Source organism: Glutamicibacter sp. AGC84 (assembly GCF_053543575.1).
Genome location: NZ_JBLVOC010000010.1, coordinates 37,040 through 43,375, shown reverse-complemented (window position 1 = coordinate 43,375; position 6,336 = coordinate 37,040). Strand labels below are relative to the sequence as shown.

The 6,336-nt window shown below is 62.9% G+C and carries 7 protein-coding genes; 2 read left to right on the top strand and 5 right to left on the bottom strand.

The annotated features are described in order from the left end of the window. Positions 1-17 precede the first annotated feature (17 nt). From ACNPN0_RS06835 to ACNPN0_RS06815, 5 genes are read right to left on the bottom strand one after another with little or no spacing between them, the layout of a single operon-like run. On the bottom strand, positions 18-815 hold the full coding sequence (locus ACNPN0_RS06835) for an ABC transporter permease (protein ID WP_448937274.1): 798 nt from the start codon (positions 813-815) through the stop codon (positions 18-20). A 1-nt stretch (position 816) separates the two neighbouring features. Further along, a complete protein-coding gene (locus ACNPN0_RS06830; RefSeq protein ID WP_448937273.1) occupies positions 817-1,740 on the bottom strand; it encodes an ABC transporter permease in 924 nt (307 codons plus the stop codon). Next, positions 1,737-2,870, bottom strand: coding sequence for an ABC transporter ATP-binding protein (locus ACNPN0_RS06825; protein ID WP_426733698.1), 1,134 nt, complete (start codon positions 2,868-2,870; stop codon positions 1,737-1,739). The genes ACNPN0_RS06830 and ACNPN0_RS06825 overlap by 4 nt, the downstream gene beginning before the upstream one ends. Further along, positions 2,867-3,028, bottom strand: a complete 162-nt coding sequence (locus tag ACNPN0_RS06820; protein WP_332485885.1) for a hypothetical protein — start codon at positions 3,026-3,028, stop codon at positions 2,867-2,869. The genes ACNPN0_RS06825 and ACNPN0_RS06820 overlap by 4 nt, the downstream gene beginning before the upstream one ends. A gap of 15 nt (positions 3,029-3,043) precedes the next feature. Next, complete coding sequence (locus tag ACNPN0_RS06815; RefSeq protein ID WP_400341945.1) at positions 3,044-4,267, bottom strand: ABC transporter substrate-binding protein; 1,224 nt, start codon at positions 4,265-4,267, stop codon at positions 3,044-3,046. Positions 4,268-4,477: 210 nt separating this feature from the next. On the opposite strand from ACNPN0_RS06815, the gene ACNPN0_RS06810 reads away from it, so the two are divergent. Next, positions 4,478-4,945, top strand: coding sequence for an Lrp/AsnC family transcriptional regulator (locus ACNPN0_RS06810; protein ID WP_105657044.1), 468 nt, complete (start codon positions 4,478-4,480; stop codon positions 4,943-4,945). After that, positions 4,942-6,321 (top strand): aspartate aminotransferase family protein, encoded by a 1,380-nt coding sequence (locus ACNPN0_RS06805; RefSeq protein ID WP_105657045.1) that lies wholly within the window; start codon positions 4,942-4,944, stop codon positions 6,319-6,321. The genes ACNPN0_RS06810 and ACNPN0_RS06805 overlap by 4 nt, the downstream gene beginning before the upstream one ends. Positions 6,322-6,336: the final 15 nt, after the last annotated feature.

The window sequence follows — 6,336 nt, the reverse complement described above, 5'->3', positions numbered from 1 at the left end:
GCGCGGGCCTTTGGAACCTAGGAATTCTCCAGCTGTTTCTTCTTCCGGTAGCTGATCACCTGTCCGATGACCACCACGAGCAGGGCAAGGATGAACATCGCCGAACCAATGACATTCGCCTGGGCCGGGATGCCGCGGGTAGCTGCCACATAGATGAACTTCGGGAAGGTCTGGAAGGTGCCGGAGTTGAAATTCGTGATGATGAAATCATCAAAACTCATCGCGAAGGACAACAGCGCGGCGGCCACAATGCCTGGCAGCAGCAGCGGGAACGTCACCTTCCAGAAGGCCGCACGCGGCGAGGCGTAGAGATCGGCGGCCGCTTCTTCCAATCGCGGATCCAGCGATGAGACACGAGCCCTGACGGTGACGATCACGAAGGACATGCAGAACACGACGTGGGCGATCACGATGGTGGCGTAGCCCAGTTCCCAACCGAGGTTCAGGAACTGTGCCAGCAGCGAAGCACCGAGCACGACCTCCGGAGTAGCCAACGGCAAAATGATCAGCACATCGGTGAGCTTGCGGAACCGGAACTTGTAGCGGACCAGGCCGATGGCGATCAGCGTGCCCAAGGCGGTGGCGGCAATCGTAGCCACCGTGCCGACCTGCAGCGAGTGCACCAGCGATTCGCAGACCGCCGGAGCGCCGCAGGGGTTCTGCCAGTTCTCCAGGGTGAAGCCGCGCCAGTCCAGGTTGGTGCGGCCGGCATCGTTGAAGGAGAACACGAAGATGTACGCGATCGGGACCAGGAGGTAGATGAAAGCCAGCCCGCCGACAGCGGGGATGAACCAGCGTCCGATTTTCTGCTTCATGCTACGTCAGCTCCTTGGTCCCGAAGCGGCGGATATAGATCGTGACCAGGACCAGGATCGAGACCATCAGCACGAAGCTCAACGCCGAGGCGCCCGGGTAATCGATGACCTTGAAGAATCTGGAATCGATGATCTGGCCGATCATCGTAGTATTGCGGTTATTGCCCAGCAGGGCCGCGTTCACGTAGTCGCCGGCGGCCGGGATGAACGTCAGCAGGGTGCCGGCGAAGACGCCCGGGGCGCTCATCGGCAGCGTCACCTTGAAGAATGAGGTCACCGGGCTGGCATACAGATCCCCCGAGGCCTCGAGCAGGCGGGTGTCCAGCCGGCCCAGGTTAGCGTAGATCGGCAGCACCATGAACGGCAGGAAGTTATAGGTCAGGCCCGCGACGACCGCGAACGGCGTGGCAGTCAGGTGCCCGTCGGCTGGCAGGATCGCCAGGAATTTCAGCGTTTGGGCGATGAACCCCTCATCGGCCAGTATCTGCTTCCAGGCCTGGGTGCGCAGAATGAAGCTGGAGAAGAACGGGGCGATCAGCAGCACCAGCAAGATGCCCTGCAGCAGCGTCTTCTCGCGCAAGCGGACTGCCACCAGGTAGGCCATCGGGAAGCCGATGAGCAAGGCCAGGACGGTGGCGATCAGCGCGAACCCGAAGGAGCGCAGCAGCTCGGGCCAGTAGGCGGCGAGCACCGTGGCGTAGTTGCCGATTTCGAAACCCGGCACGAATTCGCCGATTTCCCCGCCCTCGGGTTTCACGTACAGGCTCATTGCCAGCAGGACAACCACCGGAAGCGCGAAGAACAGGGCGAGCACCAGCATGCCCGGGGCGATCAGGTAGACGCCGGTGCGGCCCTTGCGCCGCTCCGCCCGGATCTCCTCGGGGCTGCGCAGGTCGACGATGCCCTTCTTGGTCATGACCGTCATGGCTGGTCAACTCCGGCATCCTCGTGCTCGGCACCGGCCAGTCCGAAGGAATGCTGCGCTTCCCAGGACAGGTACACGGTGTCGCCTTCGGCAGCAGGCTGCTGGCCGCGATTCTGCGCGAAGGTCCCGAGCGTGCCGATCCCGTCCACCTCGACCAGGTACTCGGTGGTGGTGCCGGTGAAGGACACGTCGACCACGGTGCCGGACAAGCGGTTCTCTCCCGCATAGCCATCGCGCGAGATCGTGATCTTCTCCGGGCGCACCCCGACGACCACCTCCCCTGAGGCCTGCACGGCGCGGTCGGCCGGCAGCAAGATGGCTTGGCCGTTGACCATGACGCTGAGCATGCCGGCGTCATTGCCGGTGACCGTGCCGCGCATCAGGTTCGACTTGCCCAGGAAGTTCGCGACGAACGCGGTCTTGGGCAATTCGTAGAGTTCGCGCGGCGGGCCCATCTGCTCGATCCGTCCGCCGTTCATCACGGCGACCACGTCGGCCATGGTCATGGCTTCCTCCTGGTCGTGGGTGACGTGGATGAAGGTCAGGCCGACTTCGGTCTGGATGTTCTTCAGCTCCAGCTGCATTTGGCGGCGCAGCTTCATGTCAAGTGCCCCGAGGGGCTCATCGAGCAGCAGCACCTGCGGGCGATTGACCAGCGCCCGGGCCAGGGCCACGCGCTGCTGCTGCCCGCCGGAGAGCTGGATCGGCTTGCGATTGGCAAGGTGCCCGAGCTCCACCAGGTCCAGCCCGGCCCTGGCTTTCTCCATCGCCTGCTTGTCCTTCTTGCGCTTGAGCCCGAAGGCCACGTTTTCCAGCACGCTCATGTGCGGGAACAGCGCATAGGACTGGAACACGGTGTTCACCGGACGCTGGTGGCTGGCCAGCGCGGTCACGTCCTGGCCGCCGATCGAGATGCTGCCCTCACTGGGGGCCTCAAGGCCCGCGATCATGCGCAGGGTGGTCGACTTGCCGCAACCGGAGGGTCCGAGCAGGGCGAAGAAGGTGCCCGAAGGGACCACCAAATCCAGGTCCTTGACCGCCACGAAGCTGGAAAAGCGCTTGGTGATGCCCAAGAGGTGCAGATCCGCGCCGGTGGCAGTGGTTTCGGTACGCGTTGCCAAGGTTGTCATGCCCCTATCACTTCCTGGAACTGGTTGTGGAAATCGGTTTCTGCTGCCGGTACAGCACGTGCGGAGGTTGCCCGGTTGACGACGTCCCTGGCGCGGGCCGGGCCCGAACCGCGGCCTTTGGGCAGGCGCTGGCAGTTGATGGCTCGTTGGCGAGTCATGGTGTTCCCCGCTTTCTAGGCGCCGATTGCACTCTGGAATTCAGAGTTCAACGCGGTCTCTTCATCCGCTTCCAGCGAGCGGAAGACATGCGCCTTTGCCAGATCCTCATCGGTCGGGAAGATCAGCGGGTTGCCGACCAGGTCAGGGTCGATCTTTTCCATTTCTTCCTGGGCGCCGACCACCGGGCAGATGAAGTTCACGTAGGCTGCGACCTGCGCGGCCACGGCCGGGTCGTAGTAGAAGTCCATGAGCTTCTCGGAGTTGGCCTTGCGTGGCGAGGCCACCGGGACCATCAGGTTGTCGCTCCACAGGGTGCCGCCGGCCTCGGGGATCACGAACTCCCACTGGTCATCGTTCTCGAAGTTCATCTGCACGATATCGCCGGACCAGACGATGCCGGCGATCGCATCGCCCGAGACGAAGTCCTCCTTGTAGGAGTTGCCCTTGACCTGGCGGATCTGGCCATTGCCGATGTTCTCGCGCAGCACGTCGGCAGCGGCGCCGAATTCGCTTTCGCCCCATTGGCCGGCGATGTCCACGCCGTTGTGCAGCATCAGCAGGCCGATGGTGTCGCGCATTTCATCGAGCACGGTGATACGGCCCTTGAGCTTTGGATCCCAGAGGTCCTCGACGGATTTCAGGCCCTTGGGGAATGCCTTCTTATTCCAGGCGATGCCGGCGTAGCCGGACTGCCAGGTCAGCGAGTGCTTGCGTCCCGGGTCGAAGTCCACGTCCTTCAGATTGGGCAGCAGGTTGGCCGAGTTGGGGATGTTCGCCAGGTCCAGCTCCTGGGCGTAGCCCTGGCGGATCATGCGGCCGGCCATCCAGTCGGTCATCGTGATGACGTCCTGGCCGATGTCCTGGCCTGCCTTGAGCTGGCCCTGCACCTTGCCGTAGTAGGTGTCGTTGCCGTCGATATCCTCGCGGTAGTTCACCTTGATGCCGGTCTGCTTGGTGAACGCATCCAGTGTCGGGTAGGTCTTCTTCTCGTCGTCGTAATCCAGGTACAAGGTCCAGTTGGCCCAGTTCACGGTGGGGTCGTTTGCGGAAATGTCCTCGATCGACGGTGCGGCTTTGGTGCTGCTTCCTCCGGTGCCGCAGGCTGCGAGCAGACCGGTCAGGCCCAATGCGCCGGCCGCGGAAAGCACGCCGCGGCGGGAGTAGCTGCGCTGGCTCATGGCCTGGACCAGTGCGCGGACTTGGGGGTCTTGCGGAAGTCGGCGTTGCGAGTGCGACATGGCTGGAATCCTAACGACGAATGTGATCGGCCACACATGAAAGTGTTGTCGTTCATCCTGCCAGCAATGCACAAGTCCAACAAGACCCGAACGCAAGTTTCCTTGTAAAAATTACGTTACGAAAACTGAAAACTTTCAAAAATACCCCTTTCGCAACTGAATCAGTGACGGTAGGGTCTGTGGAAAGTCCCTTAGACCTAGGAGGTCGATATGACGCTGCCCTCGCATACGGCACAGGCCATTGATGAAATTTCCAAGGAGATCATCGAGCAGCTGCAGGAAGATGGCCGGCGCTCCTATGCCGCCATCGGCAAGGCAGTGGGCCTGAGCGAAGCGGCTGTGCGCCAGCGCGTGCAGAAGCTGGTCGAGAGCCGCGTCGTGCAAATCGTCGCAGTCACCAACCCGCTGGAATTGGGATTCACCCGCCAGGCCATGATCGGCGTCGTCGCCGCCAGCGACATCAGCGGCACCGCCGACCGGATCGCCGAACTTCCGGAAGTCGACTACTGCGTGGTCACCGCCGGCAGCTCGGACATCCTCGCGGAGGTCATCTGCTCGAACGATGAGGACCTGCTGCGCGTGATCGGAACGATCCGCGGGCTCGAAGGCGTGGTCAGCACCAATACGTACACCTACCTTTCACTCAAAAAACAGGAATACAACTGGGGAACACGATGAACACACCACGTGGTACCGATCGCCAGCAAGCCGCTCGCGATCACCTTTGGATGCACATGGCCCGGCACTCCGGAATTTCCAACGGCGCGCACGTTCCGATCATCTCGCGCGGCGAGGGGCACAAGATCTACGACGATGCCGGGCGCGAATACATCGACGGCTTGGCCGGGCTGTTCGTGGTCAACGCGGGGCACGGGCGCGCCGAATTGGCCGAAGCCATGGCCAAGCAGGCCGAGAAGCTGGCCTTCATGCCGCTGTGGTCCTACGCCCACGAACCGGCGATCGACCTGGCTGAGCGCCTGGCCAGCTATGCACCGGGCGACTTGAACCGCGTCTTCTTCACCACCGGCGGCGGCGAGGCGGTCGAATCCGCCTTCAAGCTGGCCAAGCAGCATTTCAAGATGAAGGGCAAGCCGGGCAAAACCAAGGTCATTTCGCGCGCCCTGGCCTACCACGGCACCCCTCAGGGAGCCTTGGCCATCACCTCGCTGCCGGATATGAAGACCCCGTTCGAGCCCTTGGTCCCCGGCACCTTCCGCGTGCCGAACACCAACTTCTACCGCGCACCGCAGATGTTCGCGGACAACGAGAAGGACTTCGGGCTGTGGGCCGCGGAGCGCATCCGCGAAGCCATCGAATTCGAAGGCGCCGACACCGTGGCGGCGGTCTTCCTGGAACCGGTGCAGAACTCCGGCGGCTGCTTCCCGCCACCACCGGGGTACTTCGACCGGGTCCGCGAGATCTGCGACGAATACGATGTGCTGCTGGTTTCCGACGAAACCATCTGCGCGTTCGGCCGCATCGGCTCGATGTTCGCCTGCAACGACTTCGGCTACGTTCCGGACATCATCACCTCGGCAAAGGCGCTGACCAGTGGCTATGTCCCGCTGGGCGTGATGGTCGTTTCCGACAAGCTGTTCGAGCCTTTCACCAAGGGCGATACCACCTTCTACCACGGCTATACCTTTGGCGGGCATCCGGTGGCAGCCGCGGTGGCGATGGCGAACCTGGACATCTTCGAGCGGGAAGGATTGAACGAGAACGTCAAGAACAACGCCGACGCGTTCAAATCCACGCTGTCCAAGCTCACCGATCTGGACATCGTTGGCGACGTGCGCGGCGCCGGCTACTTCTACGGGATCGAGCTGGTCAAGGACAAGGCGACCAAGGAGACCTTCAGCGACGCGGAGTCCGAACGCCTGCTGCGCGGGTACCTCTCCCCGGCCCTGTGGGAGGCGGGACTGTATTGCCGCGCCGACGATCGCGGCGACCCGGTCATCCAGCTGGCTCCGCCCATCACGATCGGGCAGCCGGAGTTCGACCAGATCGAATCCATCCTGCGCACCGTGCTGAAGGAAGCGGCCAGCAAGATCTAGCGCCACGAAGGGGGG

Excerpts from the sequence above, each read along its gene's own strand:
- ACNPN0_RS06835 (WP_448937274.1), bottom strand. The coding sequence starts at position 815 with ATGAAGCAGAAAATCGGACGCTGGTTCATCCCCGCTGTCGGCGGGCTG.
- ACNPN0_RS06830 (WP_448937273.1), bottom strand. The coding sequence starts at position 1,740 with ATGACGGTCATGACCAAGAAGGGCATCGTCGACCTGCGCAGCCCCGAG.
- ACNPN0_RS06825 (WP_426733698.1), bottom strand. The coding sequence starts at position 2,870 with ATGACAACCTTGGCAACGCGTACCGAAACCACTGCCACCGGCGCGGAT.
- ACNPN0_RS06820 (WP_332485885.1), bottom strand. The coding sequence starts at position 3,028 with ATGACTCGCCAACGAGCCATCAACTGCCAGCGCCTGCCCAAAGGCCGC.
- ACNPN0_RS06815 (WP_400341945.1), bottom strand. The coding sequence starts at position 4,267 with ATGTCGCACTCGCAACGCCGACTTCCGCAAGACCCCCAAGTCCGCGCA.
- ACNPN0_RS06810 (WP_105657044.1), top strand. The coding sequence starts at position 4,478 with ATGACGCTGCCCTCGCATACGGCACAGGCCATTGATGAAATTTCCAAG.
- ACNPN0_RS06805 (WP_105657045.1), top strand. The coding sequence starts at position 4,942 with ATGAACACACCACGTGGTACCGATCGCCAGCAAGCCGCTCGCGATCAC.